Raw genomic sequence first — 22,212 nt, forward strand, 5'->3', positions numbered from 1 at the left:
AAATGTTTGAATCTCCACAGTTTTCAGCTCAAAGTGTCAAGAATGACGTTTTGTCCGGTCTAACCGTAGCACTTGCCTTGGTACCTGAAGCGGTAGCCTTTGCCTTTGTTGCCGGTGTTGACCCTATGGTTGGCTTATACGCCGCCTTTATCGTTGGCTTAATCACTTCTATCTTCGGCGGTCGTCCAGGTATGATCTCTGGTGCGACGGGCGCAATGGCTGTCGTAATGGTAAGCCTTGTTGCCGTACATGGTGTTGAATACCTATTTGCCGCTATCATGCTTACCGGTTTATTACAGGTGCTTGCCGGCATATTTAAATTAGGTAAGTTCATCCGCATGGTGCCTCATCCAGTAATGATTGGCTTCGTGAACGGCTTAGCGATTGTTATCTTCCTTGCTCAGTTGGGACAATTTAAAGCGCCTGATATTGCCGGTGTAATGACATGGCTTCCAGCGGGTCAAATGACGATCATGCTAGGTCTTGTTGCACTGACTATGGGTATCATTTTCTTCCTTCCTAAGCTGACCACAGCGATTCCATCTTCTTTGGTGGCCATAGTTACAGTAACGCTAATTGTTCAATTTGGCGGTCTTGATACGCGCACTGTCGTTGACTTCTTGCGTGCTATGTCTGGTAACGACGCAGCGACTCTTGCTGGTTCACTACCAACATTCTCGATTCCTCAAGTGCCATTCAACCTTGAGACACTGAAGATCATCTTGCCTTATGCCATCGTTCTAGCAGCGATTGGTCTAATTGAATCGCTACTGACGCTAACTGTTCTTGATGAAATGACAAACACCCGTGGTAAGAGTAATCGTGAATGTGTGGGTCAGGGCATCGCAAACCTAAGCTGTTCAGTATTTGGCGCTATGGGTGGCTGTGCGATGATTGGTCAATCTATGATCAACATTAACTCAGGTGGTCGTGGTCGCCTTTCTGGTATCGTTGCCGCAGTTGCACTACTGATATTCATTCTGTTTGCTTCAGCGCTTATCGAGATGATTCCACTGGCTGCACTCGTTGGCGTTATGTTTATGGTTGTTATCGGCACCTTTGAGTGGGCAACATTCAAGTTGGCACGCCGCGTACCTAAGCAAGATTTCTTTGTGATTGTTCTAGTAACTGTAGTAACAGTGCTGACTGATCTTGCCGTTGCGGTAGCAGTAGGTGTTATTACTTCGGCTCTGATGTTTGCTTGGCAACATGCTAAACATATCTATGCGAGCAGCCAGATCAATGAAGAAGGCTCAAAGGTATACCGCGTTCACGGCCCGGTATTCTTCGGCTCTGCGGCTAACTTCTTAGAGCTGTTCGATGCACGAAATGACCCTGTCGACGTGATCGTTGATTTCGCTGATTCTCGCGTTGCTGACCACTCCGCGATCGAAGCGATTGAAACACTGGCTGAGCGTTATACGGCTGTTGGCAAAACGCTACATTTGCGCCACCTTAGCCAAGACTGCCGTGCATTGCTGCACAAAGCAGGTAGCCTTGTAGAGATCAACGTAAAAGAAGATCCTAGCTACAAGGTTGCAACTGACGTTCTAGCGGGATAACAGCGAAAAAATACAGATAAGCCTATAGGGATCTTCTCCCTGTAGGCTTTTTTTATCTCTGCTTCTTATTATACCAATCGTACTAAATAACTGGTCATCCTAGCTTGTTAAAATACTCGATGACTGCGTTAGAATTTTTGATTGTAGAATAACTACTTATCGAAAAATTCCGCCCTGTCCTCGAGAATTTTTCCTATGCTATTTCTGATCACTTACTTAGGGTCGATTGACCTTTTGCGATTGGTATTACTTCTGCTCTGCTACCAACTCATCATTCTTCGCCAGCTCTTCCATTACCACAGCATCGTGAGTACAAAACGGCTGCATATTAACGCTGTGCAACCCTTCATCTACCTCATCCTCAACAGCCGCCTCCTTGTTCAGCTGGCGAACATGAAATCTAAGAGCGGCTAGCGCAATCAAGCCAAAGACGATATTGCCCACCGCCTGTCCGTATAATACGCCTAGCGCGCCAAACCAAGCCGAGCCAATATAAACGAATGGGATGGTACCAATGGTCGCCTTGCCTACATTAAGAGCTGTGGAATACAAAGGCTTACCAAGGTTATTAAACGAGGTATTCGCCACAAATTGAGCGCCATTGAACAGGAAAGTTACTGCGACAAAGGTGCAGAAGGTTCGAACCAACACATCAGCATCACCCGTTAGGTTAAAACCACTGACTATAAAGGATTGAAGGAAGTACAAGACAAGGCTTACGGTAACGCAGTAGATACTGACCACGATTAAAGAATTCAACAGCGTTTCTTTCACTCTATCAATACGGTCAGCACCGTAATTCTGCCCAATGATAGGTCCCACCGCGCCCGATAACGCAAAAATAGCGGCAAACACTACGGGTGTCAGACGCCCCACAACCGCAAAGCCTGCCACAAAATCCTCACCATATTGCGCAATTGAACTGGTGACGATGGCGTTGCCTATTGGAGTGGCTATGTTGGTAAAGATAGCGGGTAGCGCAATGGCAAATATCGCTCTTTGACTAATGATCCACTGCTTGTATCGGAACTTGCCCACCAAGTCGTGATGTTTGATCAGTGGGGCTAAGGAAAAGGCCAGTACAGTAAATCGAGATAAGACAGAGGCCAGTGCTGCGCCTTCTACGTTCCACATCAATACAAAGATAAATATAGGATCAAGAATTGCGTTAACCACCCCACCCCATATCGTTGCCATCATAGAGCGTTTGGCATCTCCTGCAGCACGCAATGCGGCACCAGCTGCCATACCAAGAGCCACAATAGGCGTACTCGGCAGTAAGATATACATATAGTCTTTGGCATGCTCGAATGCCGCACCCTTGGCGCCAATGAGCTGCAATAACTCAGGTATGTAATAGGTCATCACGCCGGTAATTACCGCGTTGACCAAAAAGGCCGTCACTAAAACATTGATAACAAGATGACGAGCACTTTGAACGCGTTTAGCGCCAAGTTCCTTGGAAACCAAAGCACCCATCGCAATGGAGGTACCAATAGATATTGAGGTGGAAAAAAAGATAAGTGTTCCAGCAAAACCCACTGCCGCTGCTAGCTCAACCTGCCCTAGCATACTGATAAACATCATATCTAAGAGGTCGACAATAAATAGCGACATTAAACCAATGGAGCCGGCCCCTGACATCGTCAGGATATGCCTCATGGTTGAGCCTTCGACGAATTTCGCTTGCTGTTCAGCCACCATCACTTCCTTGTCGGTTGTTGGAGGTTTATCGTAATAATTCGATAGCGAGTATCAGCATCACAGCGCCCACCGCTCCCTCAAGTACTTTCCAAGTATGGGCTTTTTTGAAGTAAGGGGTTAATAATCTTGCGCCGTATCCCAAGCTAAAGAAGAAAACAAAGGATGCGCACACCGCCCCAATACCAAATAAATCTTTATCTGTGCCATATTGAGTAGAAACAGATCCCAATAAAACTAAGGTATCAAGATAGACATGAGGATTGAGCCAGGTAAAGGCGAGACAAACAGCGAGGGTCTTACTTAATGAGGAAGGCGCTTTAGCGGTTGGGTCTAATGTATGTTTATTCTTAAAGGCAGACCACAGACTGCTTGTGCCATACACAATCAAGAATAATGCACCACCATATCGAGCAAACTCTTCAACTTGAGGGTAAGCCTTCACTACCACAGAGAACCCCGCGACACCTGCGCTGATCAGCAGAGCATCTGAAACGGCGCATACCAAGCAGACCCAAAAAACATGCTGCCTAAGCAAGCCCTGCCTTATGACAAAGGCATTTTGCGCTCCGATAGCCAAAATGAGTGATAGACCAATAGAAAAGCCAGCCAAAAACGCAGACATTGATTCATCCTTGAATACTACAAAGTGACAACTCTACAAGTGAACTTCCTAATTTACAAAAGGAAAAAGAGCAAACCCATCGGACAGAGTTTGCTCTTTGTGCCCACAAGCAAAAAGCAATGAGCGGTATCACTAGTTGTCTTGGTATTGTTGGAGCTTCTAGCTTCTAGCTTCTAGCTCACAATAATAACAATAGATGTCAATCTGGCGGTAGAGATCCATCTATTTGGGCATAAGACTAGAAGCTAGCTGCTATTCACGACAACGCATGAGTAGAACAAGAGGGATGGTCAGCTAACTTCCAGAATTATTTTTTAAGCTCTTTTTGCTTTTAGCGCTTCATCAACCGCTACTGCAAGAGCCACAGATGCACCCACCATTGGGTTATTACCCATACCGATGAAACCCATCATTGCAACGTGTGCGGGTACTGAAGAGCTACCTGCAAACTGAGCGTCAGCGTGCATGCGACCCATAGTATCTGTCATGCCGTATGATGCAGGACCTGCTGCCACGTTATCAGGGTGGAGAGTACGACCAGTACCACCACCTGATGCTACAGAGAAGTACGCTTTACCTTCACGGTTACATTCTGCTTTGTAGATGCCCGCTACTGGGTGTTGGAAGCGTGTAGGGTTAGTTGAGTTACCTGTGATGCTAACATCAACACCTGCGCTACGCATGATAGCTACACCTTCACGTACATCGTCAGCACCGTAACAGATGATCTCTCCACGTGGACCTTGTGAGAAACGACGGCGTTCTACTTCATTAAGTTCGCCAGTATCGTAGTCGTATTGAGTTCTTACGTAAGTGAAACCATTAATGCGTGAGATTAGGTATGCTGCATCTTTACCCAAACCGTTAAGGATAACTTTAAGCGGTGTAGTGCGTGCTTTGTTTACGTTAAGTGCAATCTTGATTGCGCCTTCTGCTGCCGCAAATGACTCGTGGCCAGCAAGGAAAGCAAAACAGGTGCTTTTTTCATCCAGAAGGCGAGCAGCAAGCGCGCCGTGACCAATACCAACTTGGCGTTGATCTGCCACACTGCCTGGTTTACAAGACGCTTGTAGGCCTTTACCAATTGCATTTGCGGCTTCAATTGAAGACTTGCTATCAGTAAATAGAGCGTAAGCCGTACCTACAGTGTACGCTTCAACTGCGCTTTCAAAAGCGATAGGCTGAGTCTCCATGACTTGTTCACGGGTATCGATGCCAAATTCTTTACAATAAGCGAACGCTTCTTCTAAAGAGTTCATGTTCATTTCGGTTAGTAGAGCTTGAGTTGCGTTGTTCATGATTCAGTCCTCTTCGCTTATTGTTGACGTGGGTTAATAGTTTTAACAGCTTCGTCGAAACGACCATACTGACCACTTGCTTGTGCCAGTGCTGTCTCAGCATCAACGCCAGCGTTGACTGCTTTCATGAATTTACCAAGGTTCATGTATTGGTAACCGATAACTTCATCGTTTTCATCAAGACCCATTTTTGTTACATAGCCTTCTGCGATTTCCATGTAACGAACGCCTTTCGCTTTGGTTGAGTAGCTAGTACCCACTTGGCTACGAAGAGTTTGACCTAGGTCCTCTAGTGCTTCACCCACTTCCAGACCGCCATCTGAAAATGCTGATTGAGTTCGACCGTAAGTAAACTGAAGGAAAATTTCACGCATTGCCACGTTGATAGCGTCACACACCAAGTCAGTGTTCATTGCTTCAAGAATGGTTTTGCCGGTAAGAATTTCTGATGCCATTGCTGCGGATTGAGTCATACCTGAACAGCCAATGGTTTCGATTAGAACTTCTTCAATGATGCCTTGTTTTACGTTGAGAGTAAGTTTAGCAGCGCCTTGCTGAGGTGCACATGCACCTACGCCATGACTTAGACCTGAGATTGCAATAACCTCTTTAGGATTGATCATACGGCCTTCTACTGGAATAGGAGAAGATGCATGTAGGTCGCCGCGTTGAATTGGGCACATTGATTGAATTTCGTTTGTGTAATGCATAATGTTTTCCGCTCTAACAAATGAATAAAGTTGGGAAAACAGTGCGAGAAAGGATTGGGTGCAAGATGGATTAGATACGCCCTACCAAACCGAGTACTACAAAGTACTAGCCCCAAAGATCATAAAGACCATGAGTCACTGTTTCCGATTTTGGTAGGAGTCATTAGCCGACTGGTCGGCGGTTAAGTAGGTGGAACCCCATCACCTGTGCCACTAAATTTAAGCCAAACGAGCGAGTGTCACAACAGGCATAAATGCAATCTAATATTACAACTATGCAACTGGTTAACTAACTAAGATCGAGAGCTAGATAAAAATTGCGCTATTTCAATAAGATAGTTTCAAGAATGCTTGCTAACATCCATAAATAGGCAAGTAAACCGAATTTAGGGATAGGCAATTAATGTCACAAAAAACCATTGAATATAAAAATCTGCCGAGCAATCTGCGCATTTTGGGCAGAACTTTATTCAAATCTCAATCCCATTCCGCTATCCCACAATTACATTTCACCGTAAAAGATTTTCACTTTGACCAAGCGCACCTGCAAAGCTACCAACGCTATTGTGGTTTTGCTCACCCTGAACTGCCCTTGCCCTACTTATTTGTTGCCAGCCAGAAGGCACAATTACATCTACTCACCGACAACAAGTTTCCGCTAAAGACACTGGGGTTAATCCACTCTGGAATTCGTTTTTATCGACATAAGGAGATCGACACTAGAGCAAACTACGATGTCACTGTTTCAGTTGGCCATATTGAACACAAAGCTCGAGGCATAGAGTTTGAGTTATGTGTACAGTTTTTTGATAATGATGAACTAGTGTGTGGGTTCGATAGCCGCTACTTTTCCATCACTAGTCGCCAGCGAGGAAATAAGTCTACGCCAATAGCGGATGACTTTAGTGCCTTTCAGCATATTGCTCGGCTGAACATAACAGAGCAAAGCGTTCGCGGGTATGCACGAGTATCAGGCGACTACAATCCCATCCATTTGCACAGGCTGACATCCGCCCCCTTCGGCTTTAAGAAACCCATCGCCCACGGCCTCTATTTATTGGCTCGTTCTCTAGTGTCTCTGGATATTGCGCCAACAGAGATTGAAGTCAACTTTAAGCGCCCTGCACTGCTACCCATTGAAATCGAATTAGTTCAAGCAGGCAATCACGCCCTATTGATCAATACCGAAGCAAAACCGCTGTTGGATATAAAGTGGATCATACCATTCACACTAAGTAAGTGACTAGGGTCTGTTGACCAGTGAGAATGAACCGTTATTTAGTACGATTGGTATCAGTTAATCTCGCTCGGTAAGTGTGATAGTCACAATGCCATGGTCGCTGGCCATACGGTCGATGGCATAGATAGGGTTCACAAGATGACTATCAGAGACCTGATAATTACTCACCTCAAACAAGCAAGACGCGCTGTTGCGATCAAACTCCTCTGAAAGCATGATGTAGTCTAAGACACTGCCTTTTGCGCCATAATAATGTGTGGCCTGAATTGATGGCTCTTGTGCTAAAAGGGTCTTCGAATCGCCAAGTCCTCTTATTGGATCATCGCTAATAGCATCAAAACAAGAAAATTCGGCACTGGCTAAATCTCGGTTAAAGTCTCCCATCAATACCTGAGGGTAACCTTTGGTGCGCTTGCGCTGGGCAAAGAAAGCATCAATAAAGCGAGCTTCAAGCCCCCTTTGCATGGTAGAACGCCAACTCTCAACCGGCTTCAAGCTAGGATTTTCGACACTCAGGGCTTTAGGCCGCTGCGACTTAAAGTGCACCACGACACAATCGACCTTACCAATGATCGGCAGTTCGACAAGTGCATGCAAGGGTGCTCGGCTAAAGGCAAAACCTAACTCTGCAGATGCCAAGGGGTCAGATTCAACCGCAGAGACCGACAGCAATGGATAGCGAGAAGCAATGCCAACCACCGGTTCTGAATAGATAAAATCACTCTCGACCTTTGGCTCATCAATCACTGCAAAATACGGATAACCAATGCTAGCGAGCAGCTCTTCCAATTCATTGGCACTGAAGATCTCCTGAAAACCAATCACGTCGGCATCCGAAGCCTCTATTTGCTTGAGTGTCCAATGTTGTTTGTCCTGCCAATGAGCAAAGCTATAGATGTTTTCGAAGTCGTAATACGCCCCCGGCGGCGCTAGGTAATTAAACAGGTTGAAGGTCGTGATCTTAATTTGATGTGGGCGCAAAGAGCATCCATCCATTACAGTTGGCAAAAAGCTTAACTCCAAGATAACTCAAGTTACTGGTTTCAGCGAGTGCCATAGAGTATCTTAAAAGAATAATCAGGATGAGGAGAACCCAAATGGAATACGCCAAACTTGGCCATAGTGAACTGCAAGTATCGCGCGTCTGCTTAGGTAGCATGACTTGGGGAGTGCAAAACAATCAACACGATGCCGATGAGCAAATCAATCATGCCCTAGCGCAAGGCGTTAACTTTATCGACACCGCAGAAATGTACGCCATCCCTCCTACCCCAGATACTTATGGTAAAACTGAAGCCATTATTGGTGACTGGATCGCTCGCAATCAAGCTAAGCGTCAAGAGACTATTATTGCCACAAAAATTGCAGGGCCAGGCATGCATTGGGTTCGCGATGGTGGCCCTATTACTGGCGAAGCCGTTATTCAATCGGTAGAGAATTCATTAAAGAGACTGCAAACAGACTACATTGATCTTTACCAACTGCACTGGCCAAACAGAACCTCTCCTCACTTTGGTAAGCAGTGGCCAAATACCTTCAGTTTCGCAGACGTTGACGTCAACTCACAGCGCTCACAAATGCTAGAGATCTTACAGGCGCTCAATGAATGTATTACCGCAGGTAAGATTCGCCATTGTGGATTATCAGACGAAACTACTTGGGGTATCAGCACCTATTTAGAGCTTGCCGAAAAACACAGCCTGCCTAAGATGGTTTCTATACAAAACGAGTTCAGCCTATTGTGTCAAAAGGATTGGCCCTACTTGATTGAGCACTGCCATCATGCGGATGTCGCTTATCTACCTTGGTCACCGTTGGCTAGTGGTTTGTTAACCGGGAAATATGCCAATGGCGCTCGCCCTGCAGGCAGTCGCTGGAGCTTGATGAACTCTAATAACATCTACCGAAGCACTGAACTCGCGCACAGCGCCGTAGCGCAGTACGCTGACATCGCCAAGGATATCGGCATTACTCCAGCGCAACTGGCGTTAGCGTGGTGTAACAGCGTTCAGGGTGTGACCTCTAGCATTATTGGCGCTACGAGTATGGCTCAGCTAAAGGAAGACCTAGCAGCTTTTGAACTGACTCTGGATAATGAGACTCAGAAACGTATTGCCAACGTCATCAAGCAAATCCCTGCTCCTTATTAATTGATCAAACTAGGTTGGGGATCCCCCAGCCTATTAGCGAGCCCAGAAAAATGAGTGAGTCAACACCTGTAAATAACGACACTATTGCGCCTTCATCTCCGAAATCAAACCGCGCGCTCCTTACTGTAATTACTCTGCTTCTCACAATTGGTGCAGTGCTTAACTTTGCGGATCACTACGCCGATATCAAACTCAACGAATCCTTAGAGCAAGGAGTGGTCGCCTTTGCATCAGTACGCAGTATTCATGCCGTCATATCAATGCTGAAAGGTACTGAAATCAGCGTCCCATTCCTCACAGTAAGTGTGGGGGAGATTCTATCTCCAGCAACAGAGATACTGCAGTCCACGTCTACCGTACTGACCACAGCTTTAGCTTCGCTGGGCTTACAGAAAATCTTACTGGATGTGTTTTCAGCCAAATTGGTCAATATAACCATAGCCATCAGTGCCTTTGCCTATTTGGTTACCTTGTGGGTACCTTCGTTTAGTCGATTTTTTAAGTTCACACAGTCGCTATTTTTTGTCCTCTGTCTGACTCGATATTTACTAGTAGGAACCTTAGTGCTAAACAGCCTAGTTGATACCTTGTTTTTAAATGAACAAACACAACAGATCACCCAACAGACCGATTTTATTGCCACAGATTTGCATCAGTTTAATCAGAAGTTGATTGACGGAAAGACAGCAGAGTACGAGGAAGATGATAGCCTACTGGACAGTGCGAAAAGAACGTGGAACAACGTGACCAATGGCTTTGAACAAACCAAGCAAGAGATGCAACAAAGCTTTGATGAACTTCAGGAAAAAACAGAGTCTTTAGTCATCAATCTACTCACCCTGATTGCAATGTTCACGCTAAAAACCATTTTGATCCCCATAGGCTTTTTGTTATTGCTGAAGAACCTGTATTGGGGTCTGATTAAGCGCTTGTCTCCTATTTAATTCTCGCTTGCCCCTAAATTTTAGGGGCAAATTTGTATAGGCCTACTCTCTGTATTTGGCGGAGGTAATAAATTCGCCAAAACTTTCACACCAAATAATCACGGTCGTGTAATCTTCAAGGTCGATGGCCTTATCAACCGTGAGACTAAAGCCGTTAAAACTTTTTACGTCCCCCACCTGAACCATCTGTGATTTTAATTGATTGAATTTAGCTTCTGTTTCTAAATACTCTGGAGAGAGATACAACTTGTAGTCAGGTCCTGGGGCTAATTCTCCCACAAAAGAGATTTGCTCTGCGCTAAGCATCACCTTTCCTTCACCCCAATGAAAAAAGTCGCTGTCTTGGCGCTCTTTATCAAAGCTTGCGGTAAACTCAGCCTTATCAAAATGCTGAATGATCTGTTCCGTTGGTGCCGGCGGTGCGGTCAGAATCGGCAGAGCGTAAATACCAAGAGCAAAACCAAAGCCAATCGCAATAATATGGGTAACCAATAACAATACTTTTTTCAACGCCATCAATCCTTGTGCAAATGGTTCACTAACTCATTCAATTCTAGGCATATTCGCGACGACTTGCTGAAGAAAGTGCATAAGCGGTAATACCCAATAACAATCCCCAAAAAGCACTACCAATACCCATAAGCGACACGCCAGATGCGGTCATTAAAAAGGTAAGCAAAGCAGGCTCTCTTTCACTCGCATCATTTAGTGCAATCGCAAGGCTATTGCCTATGGTTCCCACTAGAGCGAGTCCTGCTATGGTAAACACTAAGGCTTGGGGAAAGACCGAAAATAACGTCGCTACTGTTGCCGCAAATAGGCCAGTGAGCAGATAAAACAGACCTGCCCATACCGATGCCATATAACGCATTTTAGGGTCTTCGCCCGCTTCTTTTCCCATACATATAGCCGCAGTAATGGCAGCCAGATTAAACGCAAAGCCACCAAACGGTGCCATCAGCACGCCCATGAATCCTGTGGTAGATATCAGTGGAGAAGATCGCGTCTGGTAACCATTCGCCCTCAACACAGCAATACCCGGAACATTTTGCGAGGCCATGGTCACCACAAATAATGGGATCCCTATGCCTATCACCGCAGATAAAGAAAACTCTGGGGAAATCCAAACAGGAGAAGCCATTTCCAAGCCAATGCCATCTAATTTTAATGAGCCCTGAGTCAAACTTATGGCGACTCCAATCAACAGCACCAAGGGAATGGTATACAGAGGAACCCATCGTTTTAGAACAAGGTAGCCAATGAGCATACCACCCACCAGCAAAGGATCGATGGCGATTCCAGTAAACACATTTAGGCCAAATTGCAGTAAGACTCCGGCTAACATGGCAGAAGCAATTGAGCTTGGAATATGCCGAGTCAGTTTTTCGAACCAACCCGTTAAGCCGCACACCAATATTAAGGTGGATGAGAACAAAAACACCCCTATCGCCTGATTGATACTAACACCGTCTAGTGAGGTTGCCAGCAATGCAGCCCCAGGTGTCGACCATGCTGTTAAGATAGGCGTTTTATAAAAGAGAGATAAGCCTATGGTGGTCACAGCCATCCCAACACCTAGCGCCCACAACCAGGAACTGATTTGCTCAGCACTAGCACCCGTTGCATTAGCTGCTTGAAAGATAATGACCGCAGAACTGGTATAGCCGACCAACACCGCGATAAAACCTGCAGTAACATGAGATAAATTAAAGAAGCGATGGATCTTCTGACCATACTGACTGACGTACATACCCTTGTCCTTTCCCTTTTGCCATAAACAACACCCATGTACGCAATAACGCACAAATCAAAAGATAGCACTTGTGCGCTATAACGTACAGATCTAAAATAATAAAAGGATAAGCAGGCAAACGAGTGTGGTATCAAGTGTCAGAACAGCTATTTAAGCAACAAGTGGGAAAGAAGTTAAAATCAATTCGTCTGGATAAGCAGCTTAGCCTAGATGCTGCAGCAAAGCTTACTGGGGTGTCAAAAGCAATGCTTGGGCAGATTGAAAGAGGTGAATCGAGCCCTACCATCAATAAGCTGTGGCAAATTGCCAGTGGCTTAGAGGTGTCCTTTTCTTCTTTCTTTGCCACAACTAAGGAACTGCGTCAGCATAACCAAGCCTTTCCCAACGACAGTAAGATGAAGGTTGATACGCTGTTTGGCTATCAAGCGGATACCCAATTTGAGATGTTTGAAATACAACTCACAGACTTTCATCAGCAAGACTCTACACCTCACAGCCATGGGGTCATTGAGCACATTGTAGTTTTATCGGGGGAGCTAGCTATGCGGTTCGACGGTGACTGGCACCCATTGCTACAAGGAGAGTGTGTTCGATTTTTTGCTGACCAAGCGCACAGCTACAAAGCCATAACTGAAACCGTGCGCTTTCAAAATATTGTGTACTACCCCTAGTCTACGAGGCCACATCGGTAACTATGTCCACAGCCTTGTCGGCGGGCTTTTTTCTTCTGCGCCAGCGGATAGGCATTAACGGAACCACAATCATCGCGATACCAATGATAGTCAATAGATCTGGGATCTCGTCAAACCACATGATCCCAAATAGGGTAACAAAAACCAGACCCGAATATTCAGCCAAGGCTATGTGACTTGCAGGGGCTTTTTTGTATGCCACAACCACCAGCGCGTGATAGCTCAATACAAAAAAGTTGATCGCTAAGATCCAAAACAGATGACGGATTTCAATAGGCCCCCAATTAGGTAGCGCCAGTAAAAACGCTCCAGGGATCGTTAAAGCGGTAGTCCAAAAGAGCGTCGAGACCACTGACTGAGAAGCTGGCAAGCGCTTGATTAAGATATTGCCTACCGCCATTGCCAGAGCGCTACCCAAGGCAATAATCGCAGCCCAATGAAAATGCTCAGGTCTTAACACCACCAGCACACCGATAAAGCCAATCCCCGTGGCGATCACCTTCTTCATCGGAGGCATTTCTTTCAAGAAGATGATCGATAATGGCAGCATCATCAACGGCGCCACATAAAACATCGCGTTCGCCGTTGCCAAGGTTAAATGAGTAATCGCTACCATAGCGCAACCACTGCCAATCAAAATAAATTGCGAGCGCCAGAAGTTGATCTTGCCACAACCCAGCATACGCTCTTGCCTTGGTAGGCGCAGCCATAATGGCGCAATAATCAGCAGGCTCATGATCTGCCTGATCAACACATACTGAAAGGTAGGCACTTCACCATTAAGGACCTTAAGTGAAACATCCGAGAGTGAAGCTAAGAAGTTGGCAAAGACCAATAATAAGATGGCTTGAGTGACCGAGTTACCGCGCATAGAGCTCTAACATAGTGAAGAATGGCAAAGATGCGCGAAGATATCAGTCTTTGTGCGATAGATCCAATTGTATGACTAGGCTAAGCTTGTGCTAAAGTAGCGACCGCAATGCAGACACCCAATACCGAGTATCGATATCCTGATGAAAAATAACAAAGCTACCCCAAAAAAAACCGTCAAAGTCGGTCTTCATCCGAGAAATAAACACCACGGACGCTACGATATCGATGCCTTGGTAAAAGCACTTCCAGAATTAAAACGTAAGGTCACACTCAACCCTAAGGGAGAGCAAACCGTAGACTTTAGCGACCCAGAAGCAGTGCTAACCCTTAATAAGGCCTTGCTGGCCCACCACTATCAGGTGAGATTCTGGGACATCCCAAAGGGCTATCTATGCCCGCCGATTCCAGGACGTGCCGATTATGTGCACCGCTTAGCAGACTTATTGGATACAACCGATAACACCATCAATGCTCTCGATATCGGCACAGGAGCGAGCTGTATTTACCCTATTATCGGTGCCACGGACTACCAGTGGCACTTTACTGCGTCCGATGTTGACCCTATCTCCATTAAGGTTGCTACCGAGATTGCCAAGCTAAACCCCCATCTATCGAAGAAGATAGTGCCGCGCCTACAAAAAAATGCTGACAATATCTTCAAGGGAGTCATTCATGAGGGCGAATACTATCACCTCACCCTGTGTAACCCTCCCTTTCACAAATCCTTGAAGGATGCGGAGCAAGGAACAAAACGAAAAGCCGATAATCTTGCAAAGAACAGAGCCAAACGCGGTTCAGAGGCTATGAATAAAAAAGGCCTACCAATAAAACCAACGCCACAAGGACTCAACTTTGGCGGTCAAAAGGCGGAGCTTTGGTGCCCCGGTGGCGAGGAGGCATTCATAAAAAATATGGCCCAAGAAAGTGCCCTATTTAAACAACAGGTAGGCTGGTTCAGTACCCTTATCTCCAAAAAAGAGAACGTCGCACCGATGCAGAAAGTGCTCAACAAACTAGGCGCGAGTGAGGTCAAGGTTGTTGAGATGTGTCAGGGACAGAAAATCAGTCGATTTATTGCGTGGCGATACTAGGGCCTGTTGACCCTAATTTACTCAAGGCATAAAAAAGCCAGTAAGCAATGACTTACTGGCAAATACAACTACCCGAATTTAGTTTTTACTCGGTAATGTAACCAAAGCGCAGATATCTTATATCAATCACAGTAAGTAAGTGGTCAGAAATAGCGTAGGAAAAACGCTGGATAACAAGGCAGAACTTTTTGATAAGTCGTTATTCTACAATTCTAACGCCGTTATCGAGTGTTTTAACAAGCTAGGATGACCCGTTATTTGCTACGATTGGTATTATTTATCTAGGGTCTGTTGACCTTTTGAGGTTATTTTTGTAGCGATTTGTTGGGTATTAATACAAGGCAGTCACTTTTAGGTGTGGTGGTTCCACATGAAAAGTGACTAACGCGGTAGAAATGCCCAACAAAGCGCTACCCGAAGGGCTCGTCCAGAAGCCATTTACTCTTCGTTGAGCGGCTTTTGCTTAGATGACTAGGCGGCAAGTCCCTCGCCTTGATTAAATGGCTTCTGGTCGAGCAAAATTTAATCGCAAAAGGTCAACAGACCCTAGTTACCAATAGATCATCGTTACGTTTCGATATAAGTCTCCTTTAATTTAAGCCCTGCGCGTCTTGCAAGGACGCCAAATAAATCAGGTTTCATGTAAGAAGGTTTCTATAATTCTTAGATAATCCTCGGGGGGATAAAGCATGTATTGGATCATCACTAAATACCTCATCACTGCGGGCTTAATCGTATTCATCTCTGAGGTTGCCAAGCGCAGTGATAAACTAGGCGCACTGATTGCAGCATTGCCTACTGTAACTATCTTGGCGCTAATCTGGATGCACATTGAGGGATTACCCAAAGAGAAACTCGCCAATCATTCCTTTTATACCTTTTGGTACGTTCTCCCTACGCTACCCATGTTTTTGCTTTTCCCTATCCTTATAGAACGTTTTACGTTTTGGATTACATTGCTGTTATGTGTCAGACTTTCCTTATTCTGTTTTGGTGCAGTGGTGCTCCTAGCAAAGGTTGCAGGTGTACAGTTACTTTAACCTTATGGAATGCGTTAAAAATGAATAACATAGATCACTTTAAGCATCTAATGTAAGCGCTTACATAATTAACTACAAATAACTCTGATCCAGATCATGTTTTGACACACTCTGTCATTCGATCTTCACTAATTCTAGGTCACTCACATTTAAAAATAATCATACAAGTCAATGATTTACAACTTGAATTGGCGCACATTTATACAGCTTCAATCTCTTTAGTATCATTCATAGAACATATGAATGTTACCCCCACATCACTTTGTTCTACGGATATCATTTACCTCAATGACGAGACCAACAATGAAAACAAAAATAAATTTACTCTCCAGTGTAATTTCGGCCACATTAATCTTAGGTTGTTCTTCTTTAAGTGCCAAAGAAAGCGCTTTCACAATTCCCCACTTTGATGAATGGCCCCAAGTAGACAGTGTTGTTAAAACCAATCCCGGCATAGAAAATCGAGTACAAAAAATACTGGCTAAGATGACCCTAGAAGAAAAAGTGGGCCAGATGGTTCAGCCCGACCTTCGCGAAGTCACGCCAGAAGAAGCAAAAGAATATAAGCTCGGCTCCTTGTTAAACGGTGGCGGGGGTTGGCCCAATGATGACAAGTATGCCACTGCCGAAGATTGGGCGAAGGAATCAGATAAATACTGGCTTGCACTGAAAGAAGCCTATGCCGACCGAGGCTTCGATATCCCGTTTATTTGGGCAACCGATGCAGTGCACGGTCACAACAACGTATTCAAGGCGACGGTATTCCCGCACAACATTGGCCTAGGTGCCGCCAGAAACCCTGACCTAATTGAAGAAATTGGACGCGCCACAGCAAAAGAAATTGTCGCCACTGGCCTAGACTGGACCTTTGCGCCTACAGTTGCCTCTCCTCGAGATTATCGATGGGGCCGTGTTTACGAAGGGTACTCTGAAGACCCAGAAGTCATCTACGCCTATGCCGGCCGTATGGTTACTGGCCTGCAAGGTGGTAAAAACGGTATCAAAACAGACGGTCACGTGATCTCTAACGTGAAACACTGGGTTGGCGACGGCGGTACCCTTGATGGTGTAGACCGCGGCGAAAACCACTACAGCGAAGAGTACTTAAGAAACATCCATGCTACCGGTTACTTCTCTGGCTTAAATGCTGGCGCTCAGGTAGTCATGAGCTCATTTAACTCTTGGCACAACCCTGCTAACTACGACCAAACGGGGACGGGAGAGTACAACTATAAGATCCATGGTAGTAAGTATCTTCTCAATGACGTACTAAAAGACGAAATGGGCTTTGACGGCATCATTGTTACCGACTGGAATGGTCAAGGTGAGATCAACGGTTGTACCGCTGCAAACTGTCCAGAGGCAGTGAATGCGGGTAACGACGTATTCATGGTCACCTCTCGTAATGATTGGAAGTCTTTCTACCACAATGTTATTCAGCAAGTAGAAGATGGCATTATCCCAATGGAACGCATTGATGATGCGGTTACCCGTATTCTGCGTGTGAAAATGCGTGCGCAGCTTTGGGGAAAACCACAACCATCTCTTCGTACCTATGCGGGTAAATCTGACATCTTAGGTGCAGATGAGCATCGCGCATTGGCGAGAGAAGCAGTTAGCCAATCACTCGTACTTCTAAAGAATAACGACAATATCTTGCCACTTTCACCTAATCAGAAATATTTGGTCGTAGGTAGTGCGGCAAATGATATCCAAAAGCAAACCGGTGGCTGGACACTGACTTGGCAAGGCACAGAAAATGAAATCGAGCGCGATTTCCCTGGTGCTCAAACCATGCTGATGGCTATGCGCGAGCTGGTAGGTGAAGAAAATGTCATCACAGATATTAATCAAGCCGATGAAGACACCACTGCAATTGTTGTGTTTGGCGAAGACCCATACGCTGAGATGTTTGGTGACATTAAGAAGAACCAAACCCTTGAATACGCCACATTGAAGTCCAAGTATGGCGAAGACTTAGATCTCATTCGAGACCTGAAGCAACAAGGTAACCCTGTGGTTTCTGTGTTCTATTCTGGCCGTCCTTTGTACGTCAATGAAGAGATTAACAAATCAGATGCATTCGTTGCGGCATGGCTTCCGGGTACAGAAGCAGGAGGCATCACCGATGTGCTCTTTGCTCAAGACAACCATGGTTTCACCGGTTCATTGTCTTACTCTTGGCCTAACCTAAAATGCTCTACGACCATCAACCGTCACGCTCCAAACATTGAGGATTACGTGACTCCAGAAACAGAGCAAGACATTGAAGGCGAGCACAAGCCACTATTCCCTTACGGCTATGGCTTAACCTACTCTAGCAATACCGAAGATCAAGACTTGGATAACTTGCCTCTAGACCCTCGTGAATTTGGCTGTGGACAAGACGAACCTGACGATGGCATTGCGAGTGAGCCCCTAGAAATCTTTGGACGATCAAGTTCTGGTGAGTTTGTTGCAAGAATGTCTGGCGATAATACCGGTTGGGCTGGCGTTGATGTTTCAAATGGTTCAGAAACCACCATTGGCAACCTAACGACTCATCCTATCAACTACATGCACCAGCAAGATGCTATCAATGTGACTTTCTCTGGAGAAGGCGCGCGTCAGCTGTACATGCAAACCTATGACGAGCAAGGCGAGGATAGAAACTCATATCTCAATGCAGATTCAACGCTGCAGTTTGATATCGATGTGAAGAAAGAAATACCTGATAACTTCATTCTATCAATGCACTGTGAGTGGCCTTGTTTTGGCGAGGTAGAAGTAGGTAAAGTTCTACCAAAACCACTGGCAGACCCATCACAAAGCAACTGGCAAACCATCAAGATACCTTTGCAGTGTCTCGCTGATGAAGGCATGAGTTTCCCAATGATGAATACCGCATTCCTACTGTACTCAAACGAGTCTCAAGAATTCGAATTTAACCTTGGTGAAATTCGCTTTGTACCTCGTTCAATCGATCCTGCTGAAGATGCACTAACTTGTGAAGAAATAGCAGGTGAAGTTTTGCCTCCACTAGATCAAGACGTTGTCGATGTTAGTGCGCTTTGGCCGAACCTAACCGACTACAAGGTGAATACGGATGACTGGCAAGGTATCGAAGGTCATATGACTTATCAGAGACTGTCTAATGGCAATTTAAGCGTTGCCTACGATGCAACTAGTCCTGAAAGCTACAAAGGTATTGTCTTCGTTCAAGGTGAGCCTCAGAACCTAGAAAACTACCTTGATGGCACGCTAGAGTTTGAGCTTTATGTAGAAACCTATGGTACTCCAGCCAACGAGGGCGAAAATGCCACCCAGGGCTTAGTTATCAAGATGGAGTCTCCAGAAGGCCCTGGTGATGACCTACTATTGCCTCGCGCTGATTACCCTGTGGGTGAGTGGCACAAGGTCTCAGTGCCAATGTCACAACTTAACACTGGTAGCTTAAACATTAACAATGTGAATACCCCACTCGCTTCGCTACCATCATGGAATGCAAGCCAAGCTGGGTTTACGTTTCAGGTGAGAAATATTGAACTGATTAAATAGTTCCCACTAAATCGCGGTCTGGAACCTAAAAGGTCGAGTCGACTACTGACTTGACCTTTTTCTATTTTTTCTGTTCAAAAACCAACCATAAGTAATTGCCCTTTAAATCAACGCACTAGATTTTCACCTAATTTCACTTTGTCAGAGCAACGTAAGAATCACGGCTCATATATTGATACGCTCAATAGTTAGTCCGTATAGTACCTCGTGTGAACAATATTTAATCAAGGTACAGGTACTGTACAAGGTAGTTTAGGTACAACAATGCGATATTTACCGATCATTCTTTTATCCACCCTTTTAATCGGTTGTGGCTCAGATTCTAGCTCAAGTTCCAGCAACAATTCAGGATCTGAAACGGATACAACGAACAATCCCATCGATTCTGCGCCAGATAAAGATGGCAATACTCCTGTCACCGACGACAATACCGACCCCAACTTACCCCCCACTAATGACAACTCTCCAGAGCAAAACGACTTTGCCTCTATGATGCTGAATGCCGTCAATCAGGCTCGTTCAGTGGAGCAAACCTGTGGTGATACCCTAATGCCTCCCGTGCCAAGCCTTGAATGGGATTACAACCTACAATCTGCGGCTTTTAGGCACTCAAGTGATATGGCAAACGCCAATTTCATGGATCACACCGGCTCAGACGGAAGCACTCCAAGCGATCGTATTGCTGATACTGGATACTCTGCCAATGCATGGGCAGAAAACGTGGCGGCCGGACAAAGCACCATAGAGAGTGTCATGGCATCGTGGATGAGTAGCACGGGGCACTGCATGAACATAATGAGTAGCAACGTGACTCAAATGGGGGCGAGCGCCGTAGAAAATGTTGATACGGAATATGGTATCTATTGGACTCAGGTATTTGCTAATCCCTGGTGAGTTTGAGCGATTTGAAAGGTGACCAAACCCCGCTTGTTAATTCATCTCTACAATGAAAATAAGCGTGGAGGGTCACCAATATCATAGTCGGGCTTGCTAGTGCTTATATCGAAACGTATTACTATCATCAAGCACTTCTATTCGAATCGGTACAACCCCTTTACTGGCATCTCCGATCTGGGCAAATGCTCTTTGAGATAGGTCGATAACCCTTCCACTGACAAACGGTCCACGGTCATTAATCTTTACATCAACACTTTTATTATTGTCAGTATTGATAACCCTAACAACGGTTCCAAATGGCAGTGATTTATGTGCGGCAGTATATGCCCTCATATTGTACTTCTCGCCACTGGCGGTGAGTTTTCCATGAAACTTGCTGCCATACCAAGACGCTAAACCAGTCAGTTCATGCGAACCTGAGTATTGCTTAGTTTTCTGGGAGGCACTAGAGGAAGAGCAGCCAACGAGCAACCCTAAGACCAAAGACATAAAAATAAGAGGCAACTTTTTCATTGTATTTATAAAACTCGATGTGTGTAGATGATGACGCGCGAGTATCAATGATTATGGGTATAAGTTTATCAACACTATGTCAGGTGTCGGTTTAAGTTTATGAGATAGATTGCATTTACATCGTTCAAACTAGTATATGGATACTTTCTGCTTAGTTTCTGAACTGCTTGATCTCAGCGAAGCCAATTAGTCACGACTCGACAATCGATGATCTTAAACCCACCACGAGTTCCATCAACTAAACTCAAGCTCTACTTAATCTGGCATTATCTTTCTTTTTTCATCCGCATGATAAAAGAAGACAAAGGCTGCCAAACACGAAAGAATCACCGTGAAGCAAGCCAGAACAACCCAGTCATTCTCGGTAGCCGCTAGCTCGATGATCGCGAGAAAACCCATCAAAAACACACCAAACTCAAACGCGCGCCCCAGCCTTTTGTATTTATGACGAAATACGGCGTAATGATAAACAAGTGAAGACTTCATCGACATGCTCCCATTTAGTTAAACCTATTAATGCGTGAAACTGCCTCCTTATTTGAGAGAGGCAACGAAATAGACCTCGAATAAAAAATTATTCTCAATCATATTCGGCGCGCATTATTTGTTAACTATTAGGAAATACATAATCGTTTATGTAGGACGGGAGCCTACTTACTGCCCTTTAAACTGGGTCATCAAGTATGACTATCTGACGCTCAATACAGTAAAGCTTTACTCAAGTATTTACCGCATTATCGAGAACAAAATGAGAGGAGTATAAGGCGATGTCTGAGTCACTTGCGATGGCGAGAAAGTCATAGAACTTTCATGCACCACCCTTTCCATAAGCAACACATGGTCATAATCAATATCAGCGATTATGAAATAGTTAATCCTCTGGATGATGTGGGTCAATATTCAAAAGATAGAGCGGCTCTGTCAGTTTGATGCCCTTAACTAAGTTGCATAAAAAGAACTGCCCAATACAGAGCTTGGGCAGTTCTATTGAAAACGATTGAATACGGGCAAATTTTGAGAGAGCGCTGTCATCTTTTGATGCAGAACCAACGCCTAGTTATCACTAGCCTAATATAGGTCTAAAGAAGCTACGCTCGTAGCTTACAATGCAGTCAACTTCATTCGCAAAATCAAAAGCCTTCATACAATCTGCATCATCTAAAGATTTAACTCGATAGTCTTCATACGCAGATAAATTCTCAAAAGTGAACAAGGCTAAAGCAATGTTATTAGCCCCCTCCGAGGGTAGGTAATAGCCATTATGCTGACCACCAAATTTTTGAACCAAAGGTATCCACATCTTTGCATACTCTTCAAACTCTTTAACCTTCTTAGGGTCAATGACATACCTAACATAACAAGTGATCATAGAGGGGTATCCTTACTGTAATATCAATTATGAGTAGCAAATAGGATTCAAATATCTATGTCGAATCCAGAGTAACAACGCCCCTTGAACTTCTAAGTGAGCCTCTAAACAAAGCAAAACCGTATCCAAACATAGTATAAATAATCTTGCGAATCTGCCCTTCAATTTACATTAGCTTATTAGATATAACATCTATGTGAGATTAGTTTTCAAGAAT

Annotated in this window: 20 protein-coding genes and 1 riboswitch; of the genes, 9 read left to right on the top strand and 11 right to left on the bottom strand. The window is 44.9% G+C overall.

Translation table 11 applies throughout. The features are described from left to right. Positions 1-2 precede the first annotated feature (2 nt). The gene (locus tag D5I41_RS17710; protein WP_119010941.1) at positions 3-1,562 is read left to right on the top strand and encodes a SulP family inorganic anion transporter; all 1,560 of its coding nucleotides are present in this window, start codon (positions 3-5) and stop codon (positions 1,560-1,562) included. Positions 1,563-1,808: 246 nt separating this feature from the next. Here D5I41_RS17710 and D5I41_RS17715 read toward each other — a convergent pair whose 3' ends face one another. The 4 genes from D5I41_RS17715 to D5I41_RS17730 all read right to left on the bottom strand — a co-directional run bounded on the left by D5I41_RS17715 (position 1,809) and on the right by D5I41_RS17730 (position 5,896). Continuing rightward, positions 1,809-3,263 carry an MATE family efflux transporter gene (locus D5I41_RS17715; RefSeq protein ID WP_119011541.1) on the bottom strand — a complete coding sequence of 485 codons (1,455 nt, stop codon included), beginning with the start codon at positions 3,261-3,263 and terminating at the stop codon, positions 1,809-1,811. A gap of 28 nt (positions 3,264-3,291) precedes the next feature. Beyond that, positions 3,292-3,888: a LysE/ArgO family amino acid transporter gene (locus tag D5I41_RS17720; RefSeq protein WP_119010942.1), complete on the bottom strand. Its 597-nt coding sequence runs from the start codon at positions 3,886-3,888 to the stop codon at positions 3,292-3,294. A 314-nt stretch (positions 3,889-4,202) separates the two neighbouring features. Beyond that, entirely contained in the window at positions 4,203-5,186 is a 984-nt protein-coding gene (locus D5I41_RS17725; protein WP_102451418.1) for a GGGtGRT protein, read from the bottom strand. Between the two features lie 17 nt (positions 5,187-5,203). Continuing rightward, positions 5,204-5,896, bottom strand: a complete 693-nt coding sequence (locus tag D5I41_RS17730) for an iron-sulfur cluster assembly scaffold protein (RefSeq protein WP_102451416.1) — start codon at positions 5,894-5,896, stop codon at positions 5,204-5,206. 147 nt (positions 5,897-6,043) lie between these two features. Beyond that, positions 6,044-6,111, bottom strand: a riboswitch (Fluoride riboswitch). Positions 6,112-6,299: 188 nt separating this feature from the next. On the opposite strand from D5I41_RS17730, the gene D5I41_RS17735 reads away from it, so the two are divergent. Further along, positions 6,300-7,139 carry a MaoC/PaaZ C-terminal domain-containing protein gene (locus tag D5I41_RS17735; protein ID WP_119010943.1) on the top strand — a complete coding sequence of 280 codons (840 nt, stop codon included), beginning with the start codon at positions 6,300-6,302 and terminating at the stop codon, positions 7,137-7,139. Between the two features lie 54 nt (positions 7,140-7,193). Here the strand turns inward: D5I41_RS17735 and D5I41_RS17740 are convergent, their stop codons facing one another. After that, positions 7,194-8,117 carry an endonuclease/exonuclease/phosphatase family protein gene (locus D5I41_RS17740; protein WP_371860106.1) on the bottom strand — a complete coding sequence of 308 codons (924 nt, stop codon included), beginning with the start codon at positions 8,115-8,117 and terminating at the stop codon, positions 7,194-7,196. Positions 8,118-8,233: 116 nt separating this feature from the next. Between D5I41_RS17740 and D5I41_RS17745 the strand changes: the two genes are divergently transcribed. Continuing rightward, positions 8,234-9,286, top strand: a complete 1,053-nt coding sequence (locus D5I41_RS17745; protein WP_119010945.1) for an aldo/keto reductase — start codon at positions 8,234-8,236, stop codon at positions 9,284-9,286. 50 nt (positions 9,287-9,336) lie between these two features. Further along, positions 9,337-10,230, top strand: a complete 894-nt coding sequence (locus D5I41_RS17750) for a hypothetical protein (RefSeq protein ID WP_119010946.1) — start codon at positions 9,337-9,339, stop codon at positions 10,228-10,230. 42 nt (positions 10,231-10,272) lie between these two features. On the opposite strand, the gene D5I41_RS17755 is transcribed toward D5I41_RS17750, so the two are convergent. Both D5I41_RS17755 and D5I41_RS17760 read right to left on the bottom strand, forming a co-directional pair. Continuing rightward, on the bottom strand, positions 10,273-10,746 hold the full coding sequence (locus tag D5I41_RS17755; protein ID WP_119010947.1) for a DM13 domain-containing protein: 474 nt from the start codon (positions 10,744-10,746) through the stop codon (positions 10,273-10,275). A 37-nt stretch (positions 10,747-10,783) separates the two neighbouring features. Then, positions 10,784-11,980, bottom strand: coding sequence for a benzoate/H(+) symporter BenE family transporter (locus D5I41_RS17760; RefSeq protein WP_119010948.1), 1,197 nt, complete (start codon positions 11,978-11,980; stop codon positions 10,784-10,786). Positions 11,981-12,117: 137 nt separating this feature from the next. Between D5I41_RS17760 and D5I41_RS17765 the strand changes: the two genes are divergently transcribed. Then, on the top strand, positions 12,118-12,654 hold the full coding sequence (locus D5I41_RS17765) for a helix-turn-helix domain-containing protein (RefSeq protein ID WP_119011542.1): 537 nt from the start codon (positions 12,118-12,120) through the stop codon (positions 12,652-12,654). Position 12,655: 1 nt separating this feature from the next. Here the strand turns inward: D5I41_RS17765 and D5I41_RS17770 are convergent, their stop codons facing one another. Then, on the bottom strand, positions 12,656-13,546 hold the full coding sequence (locus D5I41_RS17770; protein WP_119010949.1) for a DMT family transporter: 891 nt from the start codon (positions 13,544-13,546) through the stop codon (positions 12,656-12,658). A gap of 142 nt (positions 13,547-13,688) precedes the next feature. Here D5I41_RS17770 and rlmF point away from each other — a divergent pair, with 142 nt between their 5' ends. From rlmF to D5I41_RS17790, 4 genes are all read left to right on the top strand, one after another. Further along, positions 13,689-14,639 carry a 23S rRNA (adenine(1618)-N(6))-methyltransferase RlmF gene (gene rlmF, locus D5I41_RS17775; RefSeq protein WP_119010950.1) on the top strand — a complete coding sequence of 317 codons (951 nt, stop codon included), beginning with the start codon at positions 13,689-13,691 and terminating at the stop codon, positions 14,637-14,639. 689 nt (positions 14,640-15,328) lie between these two features. After that, positions 15,329-15,679: a DUF3147 family protein gene (locus tag D5I41_RS17780; RefSeq protein ID WP_119010951.1), complete on the top strand. Its 351-nt coding sequence runs from the start codon at positions 15,329-15,331 to the stop codon at positions 15,677-15,679. A gap of 303 nt (positions 15,680-15,982) precedes the next feature. Further along, complete coding sequence (locus D5I41_RS17785) at positions 15,983-19,216, top strand: glycoside hydrolase family 3 protein (protein ID WP_235868945.1); 3,234 nt, start codon at positions 15,983-15,985, stop codon at positions 19,214-19,216. Positions 19,217-19,480: 264 nt separating this feature from the next. Continuing rightward, on the top strand, positions 19,481-20,110 hold the full coding sequence (locus D5I41_RS17790; protein WP_119010952.1) for a CAP domain-containing protein: 630 nt from the start codon (positions 19,481-19,483) through the stop codon (positions 20,108-20,110). A gap of 96 nt (positions 20,111-20,206) precedes the next feature. On the opposite strand, the gene D5I41_RS17795 is transcribed toward D5I41_RS17790, so the two are convergent. The 3 genes from D5I41_RS17795 to D5I41_RS17805 form a co-directional block, all read right to left on the bottom strand. Beyond that, positions 20,207-20,626, bottom strand: a complete 420-nt coding sequence (locus D5I41_RS17795) for a septal ring lytic transglycosylase RlpA family protein (protein ID WP_119010953.1) — start codon at positions 20,624-20,626, stop codon at positions 20,207-20,209. A gap of 255 nt (positions 20,627-20,881) precedes the next feature. Next, a complete protein-coding gene (locus D5I41_RS17800; RefSeq protein WP_119010954.1) occupies positions 20,882-21,112 on the bottom strand; it encodes a hypothetical protein in 231 nt (76 codons plus the stop codon). A 577-nt stretch (positions 21,113-21,689) separates the two neighbouring features. Continuing rightward, the gene (locus D5I41_RS17805; protein WP_119010955.1) at positions 21,690-21,995 is read right to left on the bottom strand and encodes an NIPSNAP family protein; all 306 of its coding nucleotides are present in this window, start codon (positions 21,993-21,995) and stop codon (positions 21,690-21,692) included. Between the last annotated feature and the right edge of the window lie 217 nt (positions 21,996-22,212).

It is taken from the genome of Vibrio superstes (assembly GCF_003569005.1).
Classification (GTDB): Bacteria; Pseudomonadota; Gammaproteobacteria; order Enterobacterales; family Vibrionaceae; genus Vibrio; species Vibrio superstes.

Bases quoted from the DNA above. Each gene is read 5' to 3' on its own strand.
- D5I41_RS17770 (WP_119010949.1), bottom strand. From the start codon at position 13,546: ATGCGCGGTAACTCGGTCACTCAAGCCATCTTATTATTGGTCTTTGCC.
- D5I41_RS17725 (WP_102451418.1), bottom strand. From the start codon at position 5,186: ATGAACAACGCAACTCAAGCTCTACTAACCGAAATGAACATGAACTCT.
- D5I41_RS17720 (WP_119010942.1), bottom strand. From the start codon at position 3,888: ATGTCTGCGTTTTTGGCTGGCTTTTCTATTGGTCTATCACTCATTTTG.
- D5I41_RS17710 (WP_119010941.1), top strand. From the start codon at position 3: ATGTTTGAATCTCCACAGTTTTCAGCTCAAAGTGTCAAGAATGACGTT.
- D5I41_RS17795 (WP_119010953.1), bottom strand. From the start codon at position 20,626: ATGAAAAAGTTGCCTCTTATTTTTATGTCTTTGGTCTTAGGGTTGCTC.
- D5I41_RS17735 (WP_119010943.1), top strand. From the start codon at position 6,300: ATGTCACAAAAAACCATTGAATATAAAAATCTGCCGAGCAATCTGCGC.
- D5I41_RS17800 (WP_119010954.1), bottom strand. From the start codon at position 21,112: ATGAAGTCTTCACTTGTTTATCATTACGCCGTATTTCGTCATAAATAC.
- rlmF (WP_119010950.1), top strand. From the start codon at position 13,689: ATGAAAAATAACAAAGCTACCCCAAAAAAAACCGTCAAAGTCGGTCTT.
- D5I41_RS17780 (WP_119010951.1), top strand. From the start codon at position 15,329: ATGTATTGGATCATCACTAAATACCTCATCACTGCGGGCTTAATCGTA.
- D5I41_RS17750 (WP_119010946.1), top strand. From the start codon at position 9,337: ATGAGTGAGTCAACACCTGTAAATAACGACACTATTGCGCCTTCATCT.
- D5I41_RS17790 (WP_119010952.1), top strand. From the start codon at position 19,481: ATGCGATATTTACCGATCATTCTTTTATCCACCCTTTTAATCGGTTGT.
- D5I41_RS17805 (WP_119010955.1), bottom strand. From the start codon at position 21,995: ATGATCACTTGTTATGTTAGGTATGTCATTGACCCTAAGAAGGTTAAA.
- D5I41_RS17760 (WP_119010948.1), bottom strand. From the start codon at position 11,980: ATGTACGTCAGTCAGTATGGTCAGAAGATCCATCGCTTCTTTAATTTA.
- D5I41_RS17730 (WP_102451416.1), bottom strand. From the start codon at position 5,896: ATGCATTACACAAACGAAATTCAATCAATGTGCCCAATTCAACGCGGC.
- D5I41_RS17745 (WP_119010945.1), top strand. From the start codon at position 8,234: ATGGAATACGCCAAACTTGGCCATAGTGAACTGCAAGTATCGCGCGTC.
- D5I41_RS17785 (WP_235868945.1), top strand. From the start codon at position 15,983: ATGAAAACAAAAATAAATTTACTCTCCAGTGTAATTTCGGCCACATTA.
- D5I41_RS17755 (WP_119010947.1), bottom strand. From the start codon at position 10,746: ATGGCGTTGAAAAAAGTATTGTTATTGGTTACCCATATTATTGCGATT.